Here is a 23,693-nt window from a genome sequence, read left to right as displayed (position 1 = left end):
CCATCTTGCCCGCGGTCTTCACCCGGACGTCGAGGCCATGGCCTTAGCGGGTTGGGCGGTGGGCGCATCGGGCTGCTCACCGAGGAGAAGGGAGCGAACCACGCGGCGCGGGCCGAAGGGCCGGAGCATGGAGCTGGCCGGGCGGGGCCGCACGCGGATCGGCCACCAGAACCACCGACCCAACAGCGCCGCGACCGACGGTGTCATCAACGAGCGCACGATCAACGTGTCGAACAGCAGCCCGAGACCCATCGTGCTGCCCGCCTGGCCGATCGAGCGCAGGTCGCTGGCGACCATCGACATCATCGTGAAGGCGAAGACCAGACCTGCCGAGGTGACGACGCCACCGGTCTCGCCCATCGACCGAATGATGCCGGTTTTCAGCCCGGCGCCGATCTCCTCCTGGAAGCGCGACACCAGCAACAGGTTGTAGTCGGAGCCCACGGCCAGCAGGATGATCAATCCGAACACCGGTGCGATCCAGTTCAATTCAAGGCCGAGCAGGTGCTGCCACACCAACACCGAGAGCCCGAAGGCGGCGCCGAGCGACAGCAGGACCGTGCCGACGATCACCAGCGAGGCGACCAGCGCGCGGGTGATGATCAGCATGACGACGAAGATCAGGGTGAGCGCCGCCAGCCCCACGATCAGCAGGTCGTAGTGCGAGCCCGACTGGATGTCGCGATAGATCGCCGCCGTCCCGGCGAGGTAGAACTTGGCGCCGGTGAGGTTCGTCCCCTTCACCGCATGATGCGCCGCGGCCAGCTCCGGCAGCACCGCCGAGATGCCCGCCGGCGTTGCCGGATCCGCGTCGTGGGTGATGATGAAGCGAGCGGCCTTACCGTCCGGCGAAAGGAAAAGCTGGAGACCCCGCTGAAAGTCGGGATTCTGGAACGCTTCTGGCGGCAGGTAGAAGTAGTCGCCGCTACGGGAGGCGTCAAAGGCCTGACCCATCGCGCTGGCCGTGTCGGTCATCTGCGACATCTGCGTGACCAGGCCGGAGAAACTGCTGTGCATCGTGAGCAGCGTCCCCTGCATCGATTTGGCGACGACGATGATCGGCGGGAATTGGGCGAGCAGCTGCGGCAAGACGGCGTCGACGTTGCTCACGTCTTTGATCAACGTCTTCATGTTCTCGCTGAACTTGTCCACGCCGTCGATCGCCTCGAACACCGATCTGGAAGCCCAACACGCGGGGATGTTGAAACAGTGTGGCTCCCAATATAAATAGCTTCGGAAGGGCCGCGCGAAGTCGTCGAAGTCCGCGAGGTGGTCGCGCATCTCGTCGAGGGTGGCCTGCATTTGGTGCATATCGCCGACCATCTGATGAGTCGCGCCACTCATCTGTCCGATCAGGCCCTGCATCCGTTGCATCGAGGCGATCATTGCGCCCAGGTCGTCGCTCATCTTGAGCATGTCGTCCGTGCGGTCCTTCATGAATTGCAGGTTCTGCCGGATCGGTATGGACTGGGCGCTGATCTGGAACGGAATGGACGTGTGCTCTATCGGGCCACCCAGCGGCCGGGTGATGCTTTGCACCATCGCGATGCCGGGGGAGGCGAAGACTTCTTTGGCGAGCCGATCCAGGATGATCATGTCGCCGCTGTTCCGCATGTCGTGATCGCTTTCGATCATCAGGATATCGGGATTCATTGTGGCGGCGCCGAAGTGGCGCTCCGCGGCGGCGTATCCGACGTTCGACGGCAGGCTGCCGGGTATGTAATAGCGGTCGTTGTAGCTGACCTTCATGCTCGGCATGATCAGGATGCCCACGATCGCGATGACCAGTGAGGCCGCGAAAACCGGACCGGGCCAGCGCACGCTGGCGGTGCCGATACGCCGCCAGCCGCGCGTCTTGATCATCCGCCTCGGATCGAGCAGGCCGAACCGGCTGGCGACCGCCACAACGGCCGGCGCGGCGGTCATCGCTCCCGCGACGACGACGAGCAGCCCCAAAGCCGAAGGTATCCCCAGCGCCTTGAAGTAGGACAGCCGCGCCAGGTGCAGGCAGAAAGTGGCGCCGGCGATGGTCAGTCCCGAGCCCAGGATGATGTGCGACGTTCCGCGAAACATCGTGTAATAGGCGGCTTCTCGATCCTGACCGGCCTGACGCGCCTCCTGATACCGGCCGATGAGGAAGATCGCGTAGTCGGTTCCGGCCGCGATCGCCAAGGAGGACAACATGGCGACGACGAACGTCGAGAAGCCCAACAGGCCGGAGTTCCCCAACAGCGCGACAAGCCCCCTGGCCGTGCCCATCTCGAAGCCGACCATGACGAGCACCAGCATCACCGTGCTGATCGAGCGATAGGCGATGAACAGCATGATCATGATGACCACACCCGTGACACCCATCATCTTGAACATGCTCTTGTCGGCGGCCTCGTTCATGTCCGTGGTGAGCGGGGCGGGGCCGGTGACATAGACCTTGAGCCCGTGGGGGGGTTCCGACTTGTCAACGATTTCCCGCACCGCGTCGACCGACTTGTTCCCCAGCGTGCTGCCCTGGTTGCCGGCCAGGTTGAGCTGGACGTAGGCGGCCTTGCCGTCGCGGCTCTGGACACCGGCGGCGGTCAGCGGATCGCCCCAGATGTTCTGAACATGCTGGACGTGCTTGGGGTCGGCCTGCAGCTTGCGCACCAGGCCGTCGTAATAGCGCCGCGCGTCGTCACCGAGTTGTTTGTCGCTCTCCAGGACGATCATCGCGATGCTGTCGGAATCCGATTCGTGGAAGGTCGCACCGATGCGCTTGGCGGCGATCATCGCCGGCGCGTCCTGCGGCGACATCGTCACCGCGTGGTTGCGGGCCACCGACTCGATCGGCGGCACAAGCACGTTGAGGGCGACGGTCAGCAGCAGCCATGCCAGCAGGATCGGTACGGCGAACCTGCGGACGAACCGCATGAACCTTGGGCGTACTTCGGTTTCGGCGTTCATCCGGCTTTGACCAGACAGGAAGTTTGGGCATGGCGCCCGGCCGACGACCGCTCGTCCTTGACCTCACCGTTGACGGTGATGCGGCACCCGATGTCGTCACTGCTGCCTTGCGCCACCAGGCTGGCAATGACGGCGGGCACCGTCGTGGTGACCGTGAGGGTCCACGGCAGGTTGGTGAAGTCCACCTGTTCCGGCTGCGCGTTCTTGTCCAAATAGCTCACGCTTCCCGTTGTGCCGCTGGGCCCGTATACCTCGTAGGTGACCCGCTTGATGTGCGAGGGCTCCAGCGGTTCGGCGCTGGTCCCCGTCGCGGTGAAGATCGCGTCCGAGCCGAAAACGCCGCGGAGCCGGTCGACGGCTACGCCGCCGAGGGCGACCGCCCCCACGACGACGACCGGCACCCAAACCCGCCTCAGAAACGTGGACACTGACGTTTCCTTTCACTCGATCTCTCGGTACGGATTACGCCCGCCGCGCCTGGCCCCGATAGGGCCGTTCGGCCCGCGGTCGACTGCCGGCAGACCTCTGGCACGCCACCGCGTGACGCGGCGCCCGCGCGCCCAGCCTCGATCCGCCGTCAGGTATACCATACCCCCCAGGGTATTTCAACGGGCGAGGCATATACCCGGCGGGGTATGGTATGAAGGAGCCATGGCAAACGAAGTGAGCGGCAACGCGTCGCCCAAGGCCGACGTCGTCAGGCACAACCCGAACGACATGGACGCGGTCCTCGCCCGGTTGCGGCGAGCGCAGGGTCAGCTCGGTGGCGTCATCGCGATGATTGAGCAAGGTCGCAGTTGCAGGGACGTCGTCACGCAGCTGGCCGCGGTGTCGCGGGCGCTGGACCGCGCAGGCTTCAAGATCATCGCCTCGGGCCTGCGCGAGTGCATCGTCCGGACGGAGGGTAGTCCCACTGACGGGCCGGCCGTGTCGATCGACGAGCTGGAAAAGCTGTTCCTGAGCCTGGCCTGACGGCTGGCATCTACGAAAGGCGAAGCGCGATGAACCCCTCCGACGGAGGTCGAGCCGGACCCGAAGTCACGCTGTGGTTGGACCCGGTGTGCCCGTTCTCCTGGAATACCGCGCGTTGGCTACGCGCCGTCGCCGAGAAGACCGGCGTGGTTGTCGATTGGCAGCGGATGAGCCTGGCGGTGCTCAACGAGGGACGGGAACTCCCACCCCACCAAGAGGCCCGTATGCGTGACTCGCAACGCGTCGGCCGGCTGATGGCCGCCATCGCGCGGGAGCGCGGCGTAGCCGGCTGGACCGCCGCGTATTTCGCGTTCGGGGAGCGGTACTTCGATCGCTCCGAGCCCCTCGACGAGGGCCTCATCGGCCACCTGCTGTCCGCGGCGGGCGCCCGCGAAACCACCGCCGGTGTGATCGCCGAGGCGTCGTTGGACGAACCCGTGCGTAGTGCGCACCAGGCGGCCCAGGACGCGTTGGGCGAAACCGGGGGCAGCCCGATCATCCGGATCGACGGCCACGCCTTCTTCGGCCCGGTTCTGACCGCTCCGCCGGAGGCCCAAGCAACGGTCGCACTGTTTGACGCGGTCGCCACGTTGGCCGCGATTCCCCAATTTGCCCAGCTGCAACGCCCGCGGTCCGTCGTCTAGCAGAGGAGAAGAAATGACAGCAGGATTGAGCACCACTTTGCACACCTCGTTCGACGACGCGGTGAAACGAACCACGGAGGCCCTGGCCGAGCAGGGTTTCGGCGTATTGACCACCATCGACGTCAAAGCCACGCTGAAGCAGAAGCTCGGCGAGGACATGGAGGATTACCTCATCCTGGGGGCGTGCAACCCGACCCTGGCGCACCGCGCGCTCGGCGTTCACCGCCAGATCGGCCAGCTTCTCCCGTGCAACGTGGTGGTGCGAGCCGACCCCCAGGGCGATGCGGTTCTCGTCGAGGCGATGGATCCACAACTCATGGTCAAGGTAACGGGCGAGCCGGGGGCGTTGCAAGAGGTGGCCGACCAGGCCACCGCCAAACTGCAAGCCGCAATCGGCGCGCTCCGATAACGGTGCCCCGGGGCCTCGGATTACCCTGTGGCGCAGCGGATCAGCCTTCCTGGCTCCGCGCTTCAGCACCCGTTTCCCCGGCGTCGAAGGAGTCATCGGAGCCGGCCGCACCGACATACGAACCGTCGGCCTCTCCGGCCGCGGCACGCGACCGGGACTCGTGGGTCTCAGGTTCCACGTCCGACTCGGCTTTGTGGCCCTTGTTCTCAGCCATTCATTTCCTTCCGGTGGGGCTCGGTAACCCCTGACGGGTTCCCCCCTTCCGCGCCGCCAAACTCGAACGAGGCCTGAGCACGAGATTCACCGACTCCGCCGCCGCGATAGCGCATGCGCAGGAATGAAGTAAATCCAATCCGCTTGCGGCAGCGGGAATCGATCAGGCGTCGCTCAAGGCGTCGCCGAACCCCTGCGCGACGCGGCTGTGTTGGCTTTCGGCCAGTGCCTGCCCGACACCCAGCAACGGCACCGTCGAGGATGCGGATCGCCGCCAGGGCGGCCGCTTCGTCGGGGTGCCGGCGGGTCCCTTGAAAAGCGCGTGGTGCTGGTGTCCTCGAGCAGCGTCTACCCGCGCCGTCCCCGGCGAACGTGCGCGCTATTGTTACGACCCGAGGTCAAGGAGAAACTCATGCGCACCTTCGAATCAGTAGCCGATCTCGCGGCCGCCGCCGGTGAAGCGATCGGGCACAGCGATTGGGTGACCATCACCCAAGAGGACGTCAACCTCTTCGCCGACGCGACCGGCGACCATCAGTGGATCCACGTGGATCCGGAGCGCGCCGCCGCGGGGCCGTTTGGTGGGACGATCGCCCACGGTTTCATGACGCTGGCGCTGCTGCCCCGCCTGCAGCACCAGATCTACACCGTCAACGGCATCAAGCTCGCAATCAACTACGGCCTCAACAAGGTTCGCTTTCCCGCTCCCGTTCCGGTCGGTTCCCGGGTGCGTGCGCAGACATCGCTGGTCAGCGTCGAGGACGTCGGAAACGGCGCCGTGCAGGCCACCATGTCGACAACCGTCGAGATTGAGGGTGCACCCAAGCCGGCCTGTGTGGCCGAAAGCATCGTCCGCTACATCAGCTGACCGCTTGGAGTTGCCGCGGCGCCACCGCGAGACTTAAACGACGGCGGTGTTTTGCGGGTCGTGTCGTCGCCAAGGTTTACGTGTCGCGGGTGGAGCCGCTTTTAGAACTCCGCGACGGAATGCTCGAGGCGTTCAGCCAGCCGGGCCTGAGCCTCGGCGCGGCGGGTGGGGATGTGCGCCGACGGGAACGGCGTTGTCACCGACTGATATTCACGCAAGGTGCGGCGCGCCACCGTCATCTTGTGCAGTTCGGTGGCGCCGTCGGCGATGCCCAGCGACTCGGCGGCGACCATCATCTTGACGAACGGCATCTCGTCGGAAACCCCGAGCGCGCCGTGCAGGTGCATGGCCCGCTGCACGACGTCATGCAGGACTTGAGGCATCGCGACCTTCACCGCGGCGATATCCCGGCGGACCTTCTGATAGTCGTGGTGCTTGTCGATCAGCCACGCGGTGCGCAGCACCAGCAACCGGAACTGTTCGATCTGGATCCAGCTGTCGGCGATCTTCTCCTGGGTCATCTGAAAATCGGAAAGCCGCCCGTGCCGCGTCTTGCGCGATACCGCCCGCTCGCACATCATGTCAAAGGCGCTGCGCGCCAAGGCGATTGTGCGCATCGCATGGTGGATGCGGCCGCCGCCGAGCCGCGTTTGCGCGATCATGAACGCCTGGCCCTCGCCCCCCAGCACGTGATCGGACGGGACGCGGACATCGGTGTAGCGGACATAACCGTGGCTGGCGCGCGCCGAGGACTCGGCGCCCACGCCGACGTTGCGTACGATCTCGATGCCCGGTGTCTCGGCCGGCACGATGAACAGCGACATCTTGTCGTACGTGCGCGCATCGGCGTTTGTGACCGCCATGACGATGAAGAACGACGCGTGCTTGGCGTTGGTGGAGAACCACTTCTCGCCGTTGATCACCCAGCAGTCGCCGTCGCGGGTCGCGGCGGTGACGAATTGTCCGGGATCCGAACCACCCTGCGGCTCGGTCATCGAATAGCACGAGGTGATCTCGCCGTCGAGCAGCGGTTGCAGGTAGCGGGCCTTCTGTTCGTCGGTACCGAACATGGCCAGGATCTCCGCGTTGCCGGAGTCCGGCGCCTGGCAGCCGAACACCGATGGCGCCCAACGGGAGCGGCCCAGGATCTCGTTGAGCAGCGCCAGCTTGACCTGACCGAACCCCTGGCCGCCAAGCTCCGGCCGCAGGTGTGCCGCCCACAGCCCCTGGTCCTTCACCTGCTGCTGCAGCGGACGCAGGATGGCCAGCATCTCGGCGTTCTTCTTGTCGTAGGGGTCGAGAGCGACCAGATCGAGCGGTTCGAGCTCGTCAACCATGAACTTTTCGACCCAGTCCAACTTTGTCTGGTAGTCCGGGTCTGTTTCGAAATCCCACACGGTGGCCACCCGTTCCCCAGCGCGGCGCCGCGCCGGCCTCGTCGATGAAGCCACCCCATCGTAGATGGCGGCGGTAGAGGATCTAGTCCTTGCGGCGAGTGTCGACGACGCGCTGGGCGATGTCGACGAGCTTGACCTGACTCTCCTGGGACAGGCGCCGCAACAGGTCGAACGCGCGCAGTTCATCCACCCCGTAGCGCTCCATGATGATGCCCTTGGCCTGGCCGATTCGGTCACGCGTCGACAGGGCCGATTCCATCTGCTGCCCGTGGCGACTCGCCATGATCGCCGACGCGGCGTGCGCGGCTAACACCGAGCCGATGGTCTCGGCTTCGGTGTCCCACACGTCGGGCCGGAAGCTGAACAGGTTCAGTGCGCCCGCTGTCCGGTCGGCCGTGTACAGCTTGAACGAAAGACTGCTCAGCACGCCGCGTTCCACCGCGGCCGGTGCGTATTGCGGCCAGCGCGGCTCCTCGCGAAGGTCGTCGGTCCGCACGATCGTTTGATTGAGGGCGGCGTCGTGACAGGGCCCCTCACTGAAGTCGTTCTGCAACTTGTCGAGCTGGGCCACCAGGCTGTCGGTGTCGGCGAGCGACTCGAAGTCACCGCCGGCCTTCACCAGCAGCACCCCCGCGACGTCCGCCGCCGGTATCAGGTTCACCGCGGCGGCGGTGACGTCGGTGAGGACGTCGCCCAACGAGCGGGGCGCGGCAATGTCGCGGGCCAGCTCGGCCATCCGCATCGCCAGCTGGTGCCGGGAATTCGGGTCCGATAACTCCATAACAGCGGATTGTCCACCATGTCACCGGAACCGTCACTCGCGCACCCTTGGGCAACGGTCCGCGGCGCGCGGCCGAGAAGTTGCTACCACCGCCGTTTGGCGGCAAAGGCCGGGGGTACCCGGCGAAACCATAACCTTCTCGACAAGCGTAGGGAGCCCCAGTGTTTGTTCATAACAAAGATCTTCAATTCGAGGTCCGTGTCGACCGGCCCGACCCACGGTTCGCGACGTTGCTGATGGATCAGTTCGGCGGCGCCAACGGGGAACTCACCGCCGCGTTGCAGTACTTCACTCAGGCCTTCGTGCTGCGGCAGAAGAACCCGAAGATGTACGACCTGTTCATGGACATCGCCACCGAGGAGCTCAGTCATCTCGAGATGGTCGGCTCGATGATCACGATGTTGCTAGACGGTCTCAACGACAACTTGAAGATCGCGCACGAGAAATGCGACTGGATGCCGGCGGTGGCCAGCGGCGACGGACGTGACAGCATCATCCATTCGGTGTCGGTCAGTCCGCTGTTCCTGGTGCTCAGCGGTGGTGGGCCGGACGTCAAGGACTCCGGGGGAAACAACTGGACCGGCGCCTTCATCGACGCCAACGGCGACCCGACTGTCGACCTGCGCAACAACATCGCGGCCGAGTCGCGCGCCAAGGTCGTGTACGAGTACCTCAAGCAGTACACCGACGATCCCGGCGTGCAAGACACCCTCAGCTTCCTGATGACGCGCGAGGTCGCGCACTACCAGCAGTTCACCGCGGCGCTCAACGAGCTTCCGGTGAACTTCCCGCCTGGGCAGCTGCCGGGCGACCCGCGCTTCCAAAACGTCGCGTTCAACATGTCTAACGGCAACGGCGAATCGATCCGCGGTCCGTGGAACCAGGGCCAGGGGCCGTGGCCGGAGGGCGTGGAATGGGAGTACGTGGAAAAGCCCGAACAGCAGTGGCTGGGGGGCAGCACGCGCCAGAACCAGGGCGCACAGCAGAACCCCCAGGGCTCACCGGCGATCAAGGCCGAAAAGCCCTTCACGCACGAACAACACACGCCCACAAGCTAATTAAAGACAAGAAGGCCGGGCGCTGGCGATCCAGCGCCCGGCCTTCGCGTCTGATCGCTACTTGACCTGAGGGTCCGGCGGGTTGTCCTGCGCGCGTCCGGTGAGCGCGTCGCGGACGTGGTCGACCACCGCCGCCCCCATTCCCATGGTCTTCAGCACCGTCGGATTCGGTGGAGTGTCCGGGTGGGGGCGGGTCGGAGCTATTTTCTTTGCCTGCTCCAGCTTTTCGCCGATCTTCTCCAGATCTTCGCGGCTGATCGCCAGCTCGACCTGCGGCCACACCACGTCCTGCTCGTAGGCGATGTGTTCGCGGCCCGCCTTGACCAACTCCTGCAGCGCTTCGTGATAGTCGGGTTCGCCGGGCTTGCCGTCCTCGAGCCGCTGCAACAGCTGCTTGCCGGCCTGCTCTTGCTCGATCGCCTTGTCGACGATTCCGTCGCCGATCGCCTCGCGCACCGCCGGCCAAAAGAACTGCTCCTCAACGGCTTCGTGCTGCGACTCCGCGATGATGAGGTTGTTCACGACGGTCTCCAGGCCGCTCGCCTCGGCGCCCGAGCCCGACGGCGCCCCGTCGAGAGTCTCGAACAGGCCGAGCACGCTTTTGTGGTCCTGGCGAAGAAAAGTGATTGCGTCCATGCCTTGCCTTCCAGTTGGGCTTATGACTCGAAGTGGCCTGCGGATACCCGGGGCGACGCCCTTGAAACGAGCCGGCCCGCGCTGAACCCCGAGTGTCGTTGTGGCAAAACATCGATAGTTTCGCCGCGTCCAGTCGGGGGTAGCTCTACGCGATGGCGGGCGATGGCGGGCGATGGCACAACGAAGTCTGTCGTGGTGGCGTTCGCCGCCAACGCGGGGATCGCGGCGGCTAAATTCGTCGGTTTCCTGGTGACGGGAAGTTCGGCGATGCTCGCGGAATCGGTGCATTCTCTTGCCGATTCGATCAACGAAGTGCTGCTGCTGGTCGGCAAACATGCGGCGCTCAGGCGTCCTGACGCCCTGCATCAGTTCGGCTATGGCCGAAGCCGGTACTTCTATTCTTTCGTCGTGGCCCTGCTGGTGGTCGTGCTCGGAGCGGTCGTCGCGGCGTTCGAGGGGTATCGCAAGCTTTCGCATCCGGCGCCGCTGACCGCGCCCGGCGTTGCCATCGCGATTCTTGTCGTCGCCGCGATCTTGGAGGGCTTCAGCCTGCGTACCGTGCGAAGGGAGTCCAAGCTGCTGAAGGGTTCCGAGAGTTGGTGGCAGTTCGTCCGCAATTCCCGGGTACCCGAGCCGCCCGTGGTGCTGCTCGAAGACGGCGCCGCCCTGCTCGGTCTGGGTGTGGCCTTCACCGGCGTCACGCTGACCGCCGTGACGGGAAATCCGTTGCGGGACGCGGTCAGCACGCTTGGCATCGGTGTGCTGCTGGCCGTCATCGCCGTGGTGTTGATCGTCGAGACGCACAGCCTGTTGATCGGCGAGGGAGCCACGACGAGCCAATGCATGATGATTCGGGCCGCCCTGCAACGGGCTGAGCACGTCGATTCCGTCGTGGATCTGCGCACCCAGTACCTCGCCCCGGATCAGCTGGTGGTGGCCGCCAAGGTGGTGTTCGGGCCCGAGAAGGAATTCGCGGCCGCAGCCGATGTGGTCCGCAGCGCGGAGGCGCGCATTCGGGAAACGGTGCCCACGGTTCGCGTCGTCTACATTCAGCCCGAGGTCGAGCCCACGTCGAACTAGCGCAACTTCGGCAAGACGTTGGTGCGGTAGAACTCGATCGCCGTCAGCGGATTGCTTTGCGGGAAGTGCAAAAAGGGCACGGCGCCGGCGTCCAGGATCGCCTGCACCGCCTTGATGTGGGTTACCGGATCGGTTCCAACCGTCCAGTTGGCCAGCACTTTGTCGATGGGGTTGGCTTGGGCGGCGCGCTGGATTTCGACCGGATTCGGCTGGTCGACGGCTCCGGCGGTGAAGCGCCACCGGCCTGCGGCGACCGTGGCCTCGGCGGCGTCGCCGACGACCGCGAACAGCTCGGCGCGCTTGCCCAGGCCGCCCGGGTCGCGGCCGGCGGCCCGCGCGCCCGCACCGAACGCCGCCAGCAGCGCCGGGTTCGTGACGTCGCGCGCCTGACCGATCCAGCCGTCGCCGTATTGACCGGCCATTGTCGCGCTCTTGGGCCCGCTGGCCGCCACGAAGATCGGCGTTGGGGTGGTAGGCGTGTCGTATAACCTCAGCGCGTTGGTGTGAAAATAGCGGCCGGCGAAGGAGATTCGCGATCCGCTCCACAACTGGCGGATCAGGCTGATCGCTTCGATCAGCCGGTCGTGGCGCTCGGTGTAGTTGCCGAACGCGTCGGTGGCGGCCTGTTCGTTCAACCGTTCCCCGGTCCCTACTCCCAGGAACACCCGTCCGGGATACAGGATCGCCAGCGAGGCGAAGGCCTGGGCCACCGCGGCCGGGTGGTAACGGTAGGTGGGGCAGGTCACCCCGGTACCGAATGAGATGCGGCTGGTGGCGTTGCCGACCAGCGCCAGGGTCAGCCACGGGAACATCGAATGACCCTCGTTGTCCTGCCACGGCTGGATATGGTCGCTGGCCCACACCTGCTGAAAACCGGCCTGTTCGGCCGCCTGGGCTTGCGCCACGAGCTGGTCGGTGCGGAACTGCTCGTGCGAGAGCACAAAACCCACCGGCTTGACCGGAGACGGTGGCGGGGCAGCGGGCTCCGCGTGGTCCGTGCCCACCCGCCCGCACCCCGCACCAAGCCCGGCGGCGCCGAGCATGCCGACACCGGCAGCCACCTGCCCGAACCCGCGACGCGAAACGCCGGTCACCGAAATAACGTACCCACCGCTGCCGCGATGACACCCCGAATACGGGCCACCCGCTAACCTGACTCGGGTGACTCCCCAGGCGCGCCCGGCGCGGAAGGCCGACGTCCGCGAGCTGTCACGCACCCTGGCGCGTGCCTTCTACGACGACCCGGTGATGACGTGGCTACTGCCCGACGACAGGTCGCGCACCGCGAACCTGCACCGGGTCTTCGCCACGATGACACGCCACCACCATCTGGGCTGCGGTGGTGTCGAGGTGGCATGCGACGGCCCGGGTATCGGCGCCGCGGCACTCTGGGATCCGCCCAATCGGTGGCGGGAGACGCGGCTGGGTGAACTGGCGATGACCCCGACCTTCCTGCGCGTGTTCGGCATGCGCGCGACGAGGGCACGCGGCGTACAGGAATTGATGAAGCGCACGCATCCCGAAGAGCCGCACTGGTATCTGGCCGCGATCGGGAGCGACCCGTCGGTCCGCGGGCGGGGCTTCGGCCAGGCCCTGATGCGGTCCCGGCTGGACCGTTGCGACGCCGAATACTGTCCGGCCTATCTCGAGTCGAGCAAGCTCGAAAACGTGCCGTACTACGAGCGTTTCGGTTTCACCGTGACCCGCGAGCTGGTGATGCCCGACGGTGGCCCCACCATGTGGGCGATGTGGCGCTCGCCGCGGTAGCGTTTAGCCCCCCTAGCCGGCGGGCAACCGTTCGGCCATGAGCGAAAATCCGCAAGCCGAAGTCGACCCCGCGGACTTCCCCGAGGAAGGCGGGCCCGGTGACACCCTGAACGCGAGTGAAGGCACCGACTCCGACGAACTCCACAACGACGACGGTGACATCGTGGTCGACCCGCCCGAGGGCTGGAGCGAGGCCAACCGCTTCGGTATGACGGCGCGCGAAGAGCGGGAAGGCGAATCCCTGGATGCGCGGCTCGCCGAGGAGGAGCCCGACGTCTCGCCCGACACGCCGCGCGCGGGCGTGCCCGCCGACGGTCCGCCCGGACGCGCTCATCGGGGCCAGATCGACGGGGCGCCCGAGGACGGTGAGTCGCTGTACGAGGTGGTCGACGAGAACGGGGCGCCGGACTTCACCCAGACGACGGAGTGACGCGGCCAGTGTTCGACTGTTCACTGCTCGTGCGACGGCTGGACGCTCGCTAGGGGGTGCTCTCCCAGCCGGCGATGCCGGTCGCGATCATCCGGAGTTGCTTGACGGCGATCCGCCGAATGTCTTCCAGCGCCTCGGCGCTCTGCGCGTCCTCGATCGCCTCCGCGATGACGATCATCGCGTTGACGAACAGGGTGGCCAGCACGTTGAGATCCTCGGTGGTCCACTCGTGCAGCCGCGGGAAGCGCGCCAGGTCGGTGGCGAGCTCCGAGGTGATCAGCCTGATCTCGGTGCGGATGGCGTAGCGCAAAACGCTCAGCCCGCTGTTGCGTTCGCGCGCGATGAACCGCCAATGTTCGCGCCGCTGCGCGACGCTGGCGACCAGTATCTCCACGGACGACTCGATGACCCGGTTCGGATCGAGCTTGCCGGCACGCGCTTCACGCAGGGTGTCGCGCAGGCTGCGGAACGACTCGTCGATCAGGACCAGCCCCAGGGCCTCCATCGACTCGAAGTGGCGGTAGAACGCCGCCGGCACGATACCGACCTCGCGGGTCACCTCCCGCAGGCTCAGGCTGGAAAAGCTGCGGTCCTGCAGCAGCTTGAGGGCCGCGGCGATGATGGCGCGCCGGGTCGCCTCTTTGCGCTCCTCACGCGACCGGCTTTCGCGCACGCGCTCGCGACCAGAACCGCGCACCCGTGAGCTAGGAGTACGGCTGTTCACTATGTGAACCCTACCACAGACACGCAGTTAACCCTTGACTGACCCGGTGGCGTGGCAGCACGGTGTACATATGTTCACTCAAACGACTTCTAGTCGGGCCCTCGCTCGGACTCTTCGGAAGCGAGTGTTGGGTTCGGACCTCATCGACCTGCTCACCGGCCCGCACGGTGTCGACCGTTACACCGAATTGGTCGCGCCGACCTGGACGCTGGGCCAGGCCCGCGCCAAGGTGATCGACGTGCGCCGCAGCACCGCGCGCAGTCTCACCCTCACCCTCGCGCCCAACGAGCGCTTCACCTCCGCCTGGACCGTCCAGGCCGGCCAGTACGTCAACGTTGCCGTCGAGATCGACGGCCGCCGGCACACCCGCTGCTATTCCCCGGCCAACGCCGAAGGCGCCGCCCATCTCGAGCTGACCATCGGCCGACACGACGGCGGCCTGGTCTCCAACTACCTGTACGAGCATGCCCGCCGCGGCATGGTGGTCGGCTTGGACGGCACCGGCGGCGACTTCGTGTTGCCGGCCCAGCGGCCGCGCCGGATCCTCTTCGTCTCCGGTGGAAGCGGCATCACGCCGGTCATGGCGATGCTGCGTACGCTGGTCGCTGAGAAACACCCGGGCGAGATCGCGTTCATCCACTACGCTCGCACCCCGGCCGAGGCCTGCTACCGCGACGAATTGGCGACCCTGCCCGGCGTCCGCGTGCTGCACGGCTACACCCGCTCCGGGCGCGGCGATCTTTTCGGCCGGTTCGACGCCACCCACCTGAAAGCCGCCATGTCATCACCCGATGCGGTGTTCGTCTGCGGTCCAACACCTTTGGTCGAAGCCGTACGGAACCACTGCGACAACGTCTACACCGAAAGCTTCGTACCTCCGACGTTCGAGGCGCCCGCCAACCCGTCGGGCGGCCGCGTCACCTTCGCCGACAGCGGGGTTGATGTCGTCGACGACGGACGCTCGCTGCTGGAACAGGCGGAATCGGCCGGCCTGTCACCGGAAAACGGCTGCCGGATGGGCATCTGCCACACCTGCACCCGGCGGAAGACAGCCGGCACGGTGCGCAACCTGATCACCGGCGCCGTCTCGACCGGTCCCGACGAAGATGTGCAGATCTGCGTGTCCGTCCCCGTCGGCGACGTCGACCTATCGCTCTGAGCCCACCAAAGTTCCGAGAGGAAAAGCCATGACACAGAACAAGATCACCCTGACCCCCGAACAGGCCGACGAATTCGGCCGCGAGCTGGACACCATCAGGGAGCGCGTGATGGCCAGCCTGGGCGCCGAGGACGCCGACTACATCCGTCGCGTCATCAAGGCCCAGCGCGCGCTGGAGGTCGGCGGCCGCGCGCTGCTCTTCCTGCCGCCGGCCTGGCTGCTGGGAACCACGATGCTGGGATTGTCAAAGATCCTGGACAACATGGAGATCGGTCACAACATCATGCACGGTCAATACGACTGGATGCGTGACCCGACCATCTCCGGCCGGTCCTTCGAATGGGACACCGCATGCCCGGCGGATCAATGGCGGCATTCGCACAACTACATGCACCACACCCACACCAACATCGTGGGGATGGACCGCGACATCGGCTACGGCATCCTGCGGATGAGCGAAGATCAGCGCTGGGAACCCTACTTTCTGGGCAACCCGCTCTACGCCTTCCTGTTGATGGTGCTGTTCCAGTACGGCGTCGCGCTGCACGAACTGGAGACCGAGCGGATCCGCTCCGGCGAGATCGAGCTCGCCGACAAGCGCGAGGTGCTGCGCGCCATCTGGCGCAAGACACGCCGGCAGACACTCAAGGACTACGTGGCCTTCCCGTTGCTGGCCGGCCCCTTCGCGCCGTTCGTCTTCGCGGGCAACCTGTCGGCCAACCTGATGCGCAACGTGTGGTCGTACATGATCATCTTCTGCGGCCATTTCCCGGACGGCACACAGGAATTCACCGTCGAGCAGACCAAGGACGAGTCCCGCGGCATGTGGTACTTCCGCCAGGTTCTCGGTTCAGCGAATCTCACCGGCGGCAAGCTGTTCCACTTGCTGTCGGGCAACCTCTCGCACCAGATCGAGCACCACCTGTTCCCGGACATGCCGGCGCGCCGGTACGCCGAGATCGCGCCCGAGGTGCAGGCGATCTGCGAACGCTATGGCATCCCCTACAACCGCGGCCCGCTGCTGCGGCAGTTTGGGACCGTCGTCCGCAAGATCGTTCGGCTGACGTTCCCCGACTCCGTGCTGCGTACGGTTACCGCCGACCGCTCGGTCGATCCGGTGCCCGCGGCCGCCTGACGGCAGCCCAGTTCCCCACGCGCAAAACGGGCCTTGCGCGCGGGGGACAATGGGCTGCGTGGAATGGACCGGCGCGCGCTACGCGGACAAACCGACGGTGGAGGCATCGACATGGATCGATGCGGATCCGACCCGGGTCTGGAGCCTGGTTTCCGACATCAAGCTGATGCCGACGCTGAGCAATGAGCTGCAGGCCGTGGAATGGGCAGAGGGTGCCGACATCCCGCGGGTGGGCGCCCGCTTCATCGGACACAACGAGCACGACGCGTTCGGGCAATGGAGCACCATCTCCCAGATTGTCGCGTGCGACGAGCCGCGTGAATTCGCCTGGGCCGTCGGCGGACCCGACAACCCCGCAGCAATGTGGCGGTTCAGGCTGACGCCCCGCGATGGCGGCACTGCGCTGAGCTACTGGATGCAGATGGGCCCGGGCCGATCGGGGCTGTCGGTGGCCATCGAGTCGATGCCCGACAAGGAGCAGAAGATCGTGTTCGTGCGGATGCGCGAGTTCGAGGCCGCGATCGGCAAGACACTCGCCGCCATCAAGAGGCTGGCCGAGCACGGGGTGCGCTGATGCTCACCGCGACAACGGTCGAATTGTCCAGCGCCGCGGGTGAAACCGCGGCCTTCGTCGTCGAAGCGGAGAAGCTGGGCCTCGATGTCTGCTGGGTGGCCGAGGCCTGGGGCTCCGACGCGCCCTCGGCACTGGGCTACCTGGCGGCGCGGACCGAGCGGGTCCTACTGGGCTCGGGTGTCCTGCAGGTCGGCGTTCGCTCGCCGGTCATGGTCGCCCAGACCGCCATCACGCTGTCCAATCTATCGGCCGGTCGATTCCTGCTCGGCCTGGGCGCGTCCGGCCCGCAGGTGATCGAGGGCCTGCACGGCGTCTCGTTCAGCCGGCCCCTGGAGCGCATCGCCGAAACGGTCGACATCGTGCGGCAGGTCTTCGCCGGAGGCAAAGTGTCCTACGCCGGCAATCAATTCCGCATTCCGCTGCCCGGCGGCGAGGGCGCGCCAATGCGGCTGTCGACGCGGCCCGAGCACCCCATCCCGATCTACCTCGCCGCCCTGTCACCGGCGATGCTGCGGCTGACCGGTGGGACCGCCGACGGCTGGCTGGGCACCAGCTTCGTGCCGGAGGGCGCCGGCGACGCGTACTTTTCGCACCTGGACGCGGGCTTGGCCGTCGCCGGCCGCACCCGCGCCGACGTCGACGTCTGCCAGGGCGCCGAAGTCGCCTTCGCCTCCGACGAGGAGGAACTGCGCGGTATGGTCGCGGGCCGCAAGAGGGAACTCGCGTTCAGCCTGGGCGGCATGGGTTCCTCGAGCACGAACTACTACAACCAGGCCTACAGCCGGCAAGGCTGGGCCGAGATCGCCGCCGAGGTGCGCGAGCGCTGGCAGCGCGGCGACCGGGACGCCGCGGCGGCGCTGATCACCGACGAGATGGTGCTGGCCACCACGCTGATCGGCACCGAGGAGATGGTCCGCGCTCGGCTTAACGTGTGGCGGGATGCCGGGGTGAACACCGTGCGGCTGTATCCGGCCGGCGACACGCTGGAGGCGAAGCTTCGCACGCTCGGCCGGGCCATCGAGCTGGTGCGCGAAATCTGAGCGCCGAGTGCGGGCCCCACGCACGGATGCAACGCGGTTTACGTGCCCAGGGCCCACCCTCGGCAAGGTCTAGGACACGTCGGTCGGTGCCTGTGCGACCTGCACCAGCCGCACCCGCGGACGGGCCGGTACACCGTCGGCCAGGAACCACCGGAAGGCGAGGTTGCCGCGCGGATAGTCCAGCGTGGTCAGCGAATTCGGGTGCGCCGTCATTGCGCGGGACAGGACCACGGTCACCGTGCCGTCGCTGTTGAGCGCGGCGCTGTGGCCGTTGATCGAGCAGCGTGCATCTGCCGCGCCGAACGTGGCCATGAATTGATTCCACACCACCAGGTTCCAGAACCTGCATGACGGAGGGCGGTGCGTGATGACCAGCGCTTCGTCCTCGTCGAGGACGAAGCTTCCGTAGGAGTAGCAGGCGTCGCGCGCCGACCAACCGAAGTTGGCGTCGGGCACCTGGTATGGATCGGCGAATTCATTTGCGGCGTGCGCGGTTTCGTGCCCAAGGGCATGTTGGTCCTGTACGCGCGTCCCGACGGCCAGCGGCACGATGGCGAACATGGTGCGCAACCAGGTCGTGACCGCCCGCAAGCGCGCGGCCGTTTCGGCATCGCCGTGCCGAATCTGCTCCGGCTCGTCGAGCGCCTCGACCCGCCAGGTGACGGGGCGGCCGGTCAGCGGGTCGGCCTGGTAGTCGCGGGTCATCAGTACGGCGGCGTCGGGCGTGGGGCCGAGTTCGAAGCTGAAGTTGCCATCGGCGTCGATATCCAGGTCGCTGTCACGCACGATCGCGACCACCCGGTCCGACCAGGCGCCCCGCGACGGCTCGTTGTAGGCCGTCACCGAAAAGTACGCGCTGTCACCCTTGTTGCCGCTGATGCGATAGCGGCGCCGCGGATCGACCGGGCAGATGTGGTAGTAGGCGTCGGTGTTGTCACCGCCCCAGCGCCGGTCCCGACGGAACGGCGTGTTCACGGCGACGAACTGCGGCCGGCCGGGTTCGGTGAACAGGTAGGTGTCGAAGGCGACGCCGAGTGTGCTGGCAAGCATGCGGTAACCGTCGGCGACGTGCCGGTCGTCGATCACCGCGCGGTCGCCCTCCAAAAAAGAGCGGTCAAGGGTACCCAGCGTGCCGAGTAGCTCCTGCCACGCGACCGTCGTTTCGTGCGTCATGCGCGGATTCCCTTCAGGAGCAACGTGGTTGTGCGATCCACCCACCCGTCGTCGAGTTCGGCGACGCGGGTGAGCAGGCCCATCAGCGTGATGCCGGCGATGGCATCGGCGAGTTCGGTGGCGTTCACGTCGGGCCGGACCTCGCCGCGCCGCGCCGCCCGTTGCAGCAGGTCGGCGAGGCCGCCGCCGATGACGCCGGCGAACCGCTCCAGCAGCGCCGAATGCAGGGTCGGGTCGGCGGCCATCTCGCCCACCAGCCCGGGCAGGGCGGACCTGGCGGCCGGAGTCGTCAGGAAAACCATTGCCCGACGGACCATTTCGCGCAGGTCTGCGGGCAGCGACCCGGTGTCGGGCAGCTCGGTGGCGGCGCCGATGGGGAACACCGCCTCGTGGACCAGGTGCGCTTTGCTGGGCCAGCGGCGGTAGATCGCGGGCTTGCTGGTGCCGGCGCGTTCGGCGATCGCGGAGACCAACAGCCTGGCGTAGCCGGTCTCGGCGAGCAGTTCCACGGTCGCGCTGAGCACGGCGCCGTCGATGCGGGGGTCACGGGGTCGGCCAAAATCCACTACCATTACGAAACCAAAAGTAACATAAGTCGCCGTGACCGACGCCGTTCGCCTCGATGACCTCGCCCGCCCCCGCTTCAGCCCGGAGGCCCGGCAAATCCTCGACCTGATGGCCTCGCTGGCACCGGCCTGCCCCCTGGACGCCGACACGCTGCATGCCAGGGCCGCCGCCGACACCGGCCTGGACGATTTCGGTCCGCCGGACTACCGGGAGCGGCTCGATGCCTACCTCGCCGCGCTGCGTGACATCGACGGCCGCCACGACGCGGGCGCGGTCAATTTCTACGGGCAACTGCTGCAGCTGCTCAAGAACCGGCTGTTGTTGACCGACCTGTTGCGGCGGCATCCCGAAATCAACGCCATCGAGTTGCAGCCACCGGTGGTGATCGCCGGGCTGCCACGCACCGGCACCACCCACCTGCACAACCTGCTGGCGGCGCCGCCCACTTTCCGCACGATGCCGTACTGGGAGAGCGTCGAACCATTCCCGCTGCCGGCCGAGGCCGGGATCGAGCCGGATCCGCGGCGGGCGCGGATGGCCGTCGCGGTCGGCGTCATGAACACCGTGATGCCCTATTTCCCGCTGATGCACGAGATGACCACCGACCACGTACACGAAGAGATCCAGCTGCTGGCCAACGACTTCTCGACCATGCTCTTCGAGACGCTGGCCCACGTGCCGCGCTGGCGCGACTACTACCAGGCCCACGACCAGACGCCGCACTACGAATACCTCGCCCGGCAACTCAAGGCCATGCAGTTCCTGCGCGGCGGCAGGCGCTGGCTGCTCAAGTCGCCCCAGCATCTCGAGCAGGTGCCGGTGCTCGATAACGTCTTCCCCGGCAGCGTCGTGGTTTTCACCCACCGCGACCCGGTGCCGGTGGCGCTGTCGATGATCGCGATGATCACCTACTCGGCCCGCATGCACCGCTCGCCGGTCCCGGTGGAGTTGATCGCGGCATCGTGGATCGACCGCCTGGACGACATGCTGACCGCGCTCGTCCGCGATCGCGACACCATCGGCCCGGAACGCTCGATCGACGTCCGGTTCGACGATTTCATGGCCGACGAAAACGGCGTCGCCGAGCGGGTGTATGCACTGGCCGGCGAGCCGTTCAGCGACGAAGCCAAGACGGCGATCGGCGAATACCTGGCGGGTCATCGGCGCGGGCGGCTGGGGAGCGTCGCGACGTCCTGCGCGATGTTCGGGCTGGACGAGGCGGATCTGCGCGGCCGCTTCGCTCCGTATGTCGAACGGTTTCTGGCCTAACCCGCAGCAGGCGGCTACCTTCTCAATTCATGGTCACTATGCCCGAACTGGACGGTGTCGAACACAGGTATGTGGAGCTCGGAGACGGTGTGACGATCCACGTCGCGGACGCGGGCCCGGCCGAAGGTCCCGCGGTGATGCTGGTGCACGGCTTCCCGCAGAACTGGTGGGAATGGCACAACCTGATCGGGCCGCTGGCCGCCGACGGCTATCGCGTGCTGTGCCCCGACCTGCGCGGTGCCGGCTGGAGCTCGGCGCCCCGCTCGAGTTACACCAAGACCGAGATGGCCGACGATCTGGCCGCCGTCCTCGATCGCCTGGGCGTCGCGACGGTCAAGCTCGTCGCCCACGACTGGGGCGGGCCGGCCGCGTTCATCATGATGCTGCGCCACCCCGAAAAAGTGAGCGGGTTCTTCGGGTTCAACACCGTGGCGCCCTGGGTGAAGCGCGATTTGCGTGCGGTGCTCAACATTTGGCGGCTCTGGTATCAGATCCCGATTTCGTTGCCGGTCGTCGGGCCGCGGATGATCGGCAATCTCAGCTCGAGGACGAGCCGCCTGCTCGGGTCATGGGTGGGGGGCGGCTTCGCGCTGCCCGAGGACGAGCTGCGCATCTACGCCGAATGCATGCGCCAGCCCGGCCACGCGGAAGCCGGTTCTCGCTGGTATCGCAGCTTCCAGACCGGGGAGATGCTGCGCTGGATGCGCGGCGAGTACGACGGCGCGCGCGTCGAGGTGCCGGTGCGGTGGCTGACCGGCACCCAAGACCCGGTGATCACGCCCGACCTCACCGACGGATATGCCGACCACATCAGCGATTTCAAAGTGGAGCTGGTCGACGGCGTCGGCCACTGGATCATCGACCAGCGCCCGGAGCTGGTGCTCGACCGGGTTCGGACCTTCCTTCGCGGCGAAGGATAAGCCTCAGGGCCGCACCAGGATCCGGATGGGATTGCCGTCCTGCCGCTCGAGCTTCTCGATGCCGTCCGTCAAGTCCTCCAGAGCGACGATCTCGCTGATCGACCTTGAAAGGTCAAGGCGCCCAGCAGAAACCAATTTCGCCAACGTCTCGATGTCGATGTTCTGATAGCCCAGATGCCCGAGCACCTGCTTGTGGGTCAACCCGAACAGGGAGGTGGGGCCGACGGTGGGTGCCTCGGCGCTCATCCCGACGCCCACCAGCCGGCCGCCGGGCGTCAGGCAGTCGAGCCCCTGCTCGAATGTCGCCTTCAGCCCGACGGCGTCGAAGGCCACATCCAGCAGCCGCCCACCGGTGACCTCTGCGAGACTGTCCCTGAGCCCGTCGTCGCGCGAGTCGAACGCGTAGTCCGCACCGAGGGTCAACGCCCGCTCGAGCACCGCGGGATTGATGTCGACGGCGATGATGGGTGCGGCGCCGACGAGGCGCGCGAGCTGGACGATGTGGGTGCCGACCCCGCCCACGCCCCACACGCCGACCGACTCACCGACCGCGACCTTCCCCGTGCGGACGACGGCCCCGAACGGCGTGGACACCGCGTCGGCCAGGATCGCGGCCTGCTCCAGCGGAACGTTGTCGGGCACCCGCGTCAGGCCGGTCGCTTGCGCGACGGTGTATTCGGCCCACGCGCCGTCGTAGGCGAACGCCATCAACTGGATCCGTAGGCAGTTCACCACATCGCCGCGGCGACAGTTCGCGCAGCGTTGACACGGCCGGCCCGCGGGAACCACCACACGATCGCCCTCGTCCCAGCCGGCCACCTCCGGTCCCAGTTTGGCGATCGTGCCCGATGCCTCGTGGCCCTGGGTCACCACGGGCTGCTGGGCCGGGAAGGTGCCGTTGATGAGGCTCAGGTCCGAGTGGCAGATGCCGCAGAAGGCCACCTTCACCAGAACCTCGCCGGGCCCCGGTTCGGGAATCGGAACATCTTCGAGCGCAACCGTTTTGGTGTCCGCGTAGAAGCGCTCGGCGCGCATCGTGGATGCCATCGGCTAGTCGACCCCGATGGTGACTTCCGTGGACTTGATGAATACGGTCGCCGGTTGTCCGACCTTGAGCCCGAGATCGACCGCGGCGTCCTTGGTGACGGATGACGTGACGATCTGCTCACCGCCGTCCAGCTTGACCTTCACGATGGCCATCACGCTGCCGAGGTCGACTTCGGTGATGGTCCCCTTGAGCTGGTTCCGGGTCGACAACCGCATCGCAAGGTCCTTTGTTCGGTGTGCTCTGCGATCGACCCTACTGTCGGGGGCCGAGCAGGGCTATGGAGGCATCGACGGCCGGCTCCACGATGCCCCGCACCGGCTTCCCGTCTTCGACGGCCAGCGCGGTCAGTTCGCGCAGACCGCCGAGCAGGATGACCGCCAACGGGGCGGTTAGCGGGGGCAGCGCGGCCCGTTGGAAGCCAGGGCTGGCGCTGAGGTCGATCAGCAGGCTGGACAGCAACTGCAGCCCGCGGCGCTGCACAGGGCGGGCGGCGGCGCCGAGCGAGGGAAGCTCCCGGATCCAGCTGAGCGTGATGGCCGGGCGCGACTCGATGTGGCCGACGTAGGCCTCGACCGCCTGGCGTATCTGTTCGTGCCAGTCGGCCTCGGGGTCGACGGCCGCCGCGATGCACTCGCCGAGCCGTTCGTTATCCGACCCCAGCAGTTCGAGGAAACACTCTTCCTTGCTGGCGAACTGGTCGTAGAAGGTGCGCTTGGACGTGCGGGCGTGACGGACCACGTCGGCGACCGTGCTGGCGCGGTAACCGCGCTCGGCGATGGAGGCGGCGAGGCCGTCGAGCAGCCTCAGCCGGAACGGGTCGTCAAGGACCGCGTCGTCAGCCGTCGCTGTCGCCGCTGGGGTCACGGCCGGCCCCTTCCGTCTGGAACGCCCC

Annotated in this window: 27 protein-coding genes; 14 read left to right on the top strand and 13 right to left on the bottom strand. The window is 66.7% G+C overall.

Going from position 1 to position 23,693, the window contains the following annotated elements; genetic code table 11:
- Window positions 1-18: 18 nt before the first annotated feature.
- Together A5695_RS06085 and A5695_RS06080 are read right to left on the bottom strand one after the other, a co-directional pair.
- Window positions 19-2,937 (bottom strand): RND family transporter, encoded by a 2,919-nt coding sequence (locus A5695_RS06085; RefSeq protein WP_068079221.1) that lies wholly within the window; start codon window positions 2,935-2,937, stop codon window positions 19-21.
- Entirely contained in the window at window positions 2,934-3,365 is a 432-nt protein-coding gene (locus tag A5695_RS06080) for an MmpS family transport accessory protein (RefSeq protein WP_068079220.1), read from the bottom strand. The genes A5695_RS06085 and A5695_RS06080 overlap by 4 nt, the downstream gene beginning before the upstream one ends.
- Before the next feature lie 289 nt (window positions 3,366-3,654).
- Here A5695_RS06080 and A5695_RS06075 point away from each other — a divergent pair, with 289 nt between their 5' ends.
- The 3 genes from A5695_RS06075 to A5695_RS06065 are packed head-to-tail and all read left to right on the top strand — an operon-like array spanning window position 3,655 to window position 4,962.
- On the top strand, window positions 3,655-3,909 hold the full coding sequence (locus A5695_RS06075; RefSeq protein WP_197515373.1) for a metal-sensitive transcriptional regulator: 255 nt from the start codon (window positions 3,655-3,657) through the stop codon (window positions 3,907-3,909).
- Between the two features lie 29 nt (window positions 3,910-3,938).
- Window positions 3,939-4,553, top strand: a complete 615-nt coding sequence (locus A5695_RS06070; RefSeq protein WP_068079218.1) for a DsbA family protein — start codon at window positions 3,939-3,941, stop codon at window positions 4,551-4,553.
- A gap of 13 nt (window positions 4,554-4,566) precedes the next feature.
- A complete protein-coding gene (locus A5695_RS06065; protein ID WP_068079217.1) occupies window positions 4,567-4,962 on the top strand; it encodes a DUF302 domain-containing protein in 396 nt (131 codons plus the stop codon).
- 40 nt (window positions 4,963-5,002) lie between these two features.
- On the opposite strand, the gene A5695_RS28920 is transcribed toward A5695_RS06065, so the two are convergent.
- Window positions 5,003-5,176, bottom strand: a complete 174-nt coding sequence (locus tag A5695_RS28920; RefSeq protein WP_197515369.1) for a hypothetical protein — start codon at window positions 5,174-5,176, stop codon at window positions 5,003-5,005.
- 411 nt (window positions 5,177-5,587) lie between these two features.
- Here A5695_RS28920 and A5695_RS06060 point away from each other — a divergent pair, with 411 nt between their 5' ends.
- Complete coding sequence (locus A5695_RS06060; protein ID WP_068079216.1) at window positions 5,588-6,043, top strand: MaoC family dehydratase; 456 nt, start codon at window positions 5,588-5,590, stop codon at window positions 6,041-6,043.
- A gap of 101 nt (window positions 6,044-6,144) precedes the next feature.
- Here the strand turns inward: A5695_RS06060 and A5695_RS06055 are convergent, their stop codons facing one another.
- Window positions 6,145-7,440, bottom strand: coding sequence for an acyl-CoA dehydrogenase family protein (locus A5695_RS06055; protein ID WP_068079244.1), 1,296 nt, complete (start codon window positions 7,438-7,440; stop codon window positions 6,145-6,147).
- 82 nt (window positions 7,441-7,522) lie between these two features.
- A complete protein-coding gene (locus A5695_RS06050; RefSeq protein WP_068079215.1) occupies window positions 7,523-8,221 on the bottom strand; it encodes a GAF and ANTAR domain-containing protein in 699 nt (232 codons plus the stop codon).
- 161 nt (window positions 8,222-8,382) lie between these two features.
- Between A5695_RS06050 and A5695_RS06045 the strand changes: the two genes are divergently transcribed.
- The gene (locus A5695_RS06045) at window positions 8,383-9,279 is read left to right on the top strand and encodes a manganese catalase family protein (protein ID WP_068079214.1); all 897 of its coding nucleotides are present in this window, start codon (window positions 8,383-8,385) and stop codon (window positions 9,277-9,279) included.
- A gap of 57 nt (window positions 9,280-9,336) precedes the next feature.
- Here the strand turns inward: A5695_RS06045 and A5695_RS06040 are convergent, their stop codons facing one another.
- The gene (locus tag A5695_RS06040) at window positions 9,337-9,915 is read right to left on the bottom strand and encodes a hemerythrin domain-containing protein (protein WP_068079213.1); all 579 of its coding nucleotides are present in this window, start codon (window positions 9,913-9,915) and stop codon (window positions 9,337-9,339) included.
- Window positions 9,916-10,077: 162 nt separating this feature from the next.
- On the opposite strand from A5695_RS06040, the gene A5695_RS06035 reads away from it, so the two are divergent.
- Window positions 10,078-10,995, top strand: a complete 918-nt coding sequence (locus A5695_RS06035) for a cation diffusion facilitator family transporter (protein WP_068079212.1) — start codon at window positions 10,078-10,080, stop codon at window positions 10,993-10,995.
- On the opposite strand, the gene A5695_RS06030 is transcribed toward A5695_RS06035, so the two are convergent.
- Complete coding sequence (locus tag A5695_RS06030; protein ID WP_068079211.1) at window positions 10,992-12,089, bottom strand: F420-dependent hydroxymycolic acid dehydrogenase; 1,098 nt, start codon at window positions 12,087-12,089, stop codon at window positions 10,992-10,994. The two genes, A5695_RS06035 and A5695_RS06030, sit on opposite strands and share 4 nt — an antisense overlap.
- 67 nt (window positions 12,090-12,156) lie before the next feature.
- Between A5695_RS06030 and A5695_RS06025 the strand changes: the two genes are divergently transcribed.
- Entirely contained in the window at window positions 12,157-12,762 is a 606-nt protein-coding gene (locus A5695_RS06025) for a GNAT family N-acetyltransferase (protein WP_068079210.1), read from the top strand.
- 37 nt (window positions 12,763-12,799) lie between these two features.
- A complete protein-coding gene (locus tag A5695_RS06020) occupies window positions 12,800-13,192 on the top strand; it encodes a hypothetical protein (RefSeq protein ID WP_068079209.1) in 393 nt (130 codons plus the stop codon).
- Window positions 13,193-13,241: 49 nt separating this feature from the next.
- Here A5695_RS06020 and A5695_RS06015 read toward each other — a convergent pair whose 3' ends face one another.
- Window positions 13,242-13,889 (bottom strand): TetR family transcriptional regulator, encoded by a 648-nt coding sequence (locus tag A5695_RS06015; protein WP_197515372.1) that lies wholly within the window; start codon window positions 13,887-13,889, stop codon window positions 13,242-13,244.
- A 97-nt stretch (window positions 13,890-13,986) separates the two neighbouring features.
- Here A5695_RS06015 and A5695_RS06010 point away from each other — a divergent pair, with 97 nt between their 5' ends.
- From A5695_RS06010 to A5695_RS05995, 4 genes are read left to right on the top strand one after another with little or no spacing between them, the layout of a single operon-like run.
- Window positions 13,987-15,075 carry a ferredoxin reductase gene (locus A5695_RS06010; protein WP_068079207.1) on the top strand — a complete coding sequence of 363 codons (1,089 nt, stop codon included), beginning with the start codon at window positions 13,987-13,989 and terminating at the stop codon, window positions 15,073-15,075.
- A 28-nt stretch (window positions 15,076-15,103) separates the two neighbouring features.
- Window positions 15,104-16,210, top strand: coding sequence for an acyl-CoA desaturase (locus A5695_RS06005; protein ID WP_068079206.1), 1,107 nt, complete (start codon window positions 15,104-15,106; stop codon window positions 16,208-16,210).
- Window positions 16,211-16,259: 49 nt separating this feature from the next.
- Window positions 16,260-16,784, top strand: coding sequence for an SRPBCC family protein (locus tag A5695_RS06000; protein WP_197515368.1), 525 nt, complete (start codon window positions 16,260-16,262; stop codon window positions 16,782-16,784).
- Window positions 16,784-17,824 (top strand): LLM class flavin-dependent oxidoreductase, encoded by a 1,041-nt coding sequence (locus A5695_RS05995; protein ID WP_068079205.1) that lies wholly within the window; start codon window positions 16,784-16,786, stop codon window positions 17,822-17,824. The genes A5695_RS06000 and A5695_RS05995 overlap by 1 nt, the downstream gene beginning before the upstream one ends.
- 69 nt (window positions 17,825-17,893) lie before the next feature.
- Here the strand turns inward: A5695_RS05995 and A5695_RS05990 are convergent, their stop codons facing one another.
- Window positions 17,894-18,997 (bottom strand): DUF1214 domain-containing protein, encoded by a 1,104-nt coding sequence (locus A5695_RS05990; RefSeq protein WP_068079204.1) that lies wholly within the window; start codon window positions 18,995-18,997, stop codon window positions 17,894-17,896.
- On the bottom strand, window positions 18,994-19,569 hold the full coding sequence (locus A5695_RS05985) for a TetR/AcrR family transcriptional regulator (RefSeq protein WP_068079203.1): 576 nt from the start codon (window positions 19,567-19,569) through the stop codon (window positions 18,994-18,996). The genes A5695_RS05990 and A5695_RS05985 overlap by 4 nt, the downstream gene beginning before the upstream one ends.
- A gap of 28 nt (window positions 19,570-19,597) precedes the next feature.
- Here A5695_RS05985 and A5695_RS05980 point away from each other — a divergent pair, with 28 nt between their 5' ends.
- Window positions 19,598-20,833: a sulfotransferase gene (locus A5695_RS05980; RefSeq protein ID WP_068079202.1), complete on the top strand. Its 1,236-nt coding sequence runs from the start codon at window positions 19,598-19,600 to the stop codon at window positions 20,831-20,833.
- A gap of 29 nt (window positions 20,834-20,862) precedes the next feature.
- Window positions 20,863-21,753, top strand: a complete 891-nt coding sequence (locus A5695_RS05975; protein WP_068079201.1) for an alpha/beta fold hydrolase — start codon at window positions 20,863-20,865, stop codon at window positions 21,751-21,753.
- A gap of 3 nt (window positions 21,754-21,756) precedes the next feature.
- On the opposite strand, the gene A5695_RS05970 is transcribed toward A5695_RS05975, so the two are convergent.
- From A5695_RS05970 to A5695_RS05960, 3 genes are read right to left on the bottom strand one after another with little or no spacing between them, the layout of a single operon-like run.
- Window positions 21,757-22,800: a zinc-binding dehydrogenase gene (locus A5695_RS05970; RefSeq protein WP_068079200.1), complete on the bottom strand. Its 1,044-nt coding sequence runs from the start codon at window positions 22,798-22,800 to the stop codon at window positions 21,757-21,759.
- 3 nt (window positions 22,801-22,803) lie between these two features.
- Window positions 22,804-23,016, bottom strand: coding sequence for a molybdopterin-binding protein (locus A5695_RS05965; protein WP_068079199.1), 213 nt, complete (start codon window positions 23,014-23,016; stop codon window positions 22,804-22,806).
- A gap of 37 nt (window positions 23,017-23,053) precedes the next feature.
- A complete protein-coding gene (locus A5695_RS05960) occupies window positions 23,054-23,665 on the bottom strand; it encodes a TetR/AcrR family transcriptional regulator (protein ID WP_068079198.1) in 612 nt (203 codons plus the stop codon).
- Window positions 23,666-23,693: the final 28 nt, after the last annotated feature.

The sequence above is a fragment of the Mycobacterium sp. E1747 genome, from assembly GCF_001667775.1.
In the GTDB taxonomy this organism is placed as follows: Bacteria; Actinomycetota; Actinomycetes; order Mycobacteriales; family Mycobacteriaceae; genus Mycobacterium.
The sequence above is the reverse complement of the archived record's forward strand: the minus strand, read 5'-3'. Positions and strand labels throughout refer to the sequence as shown.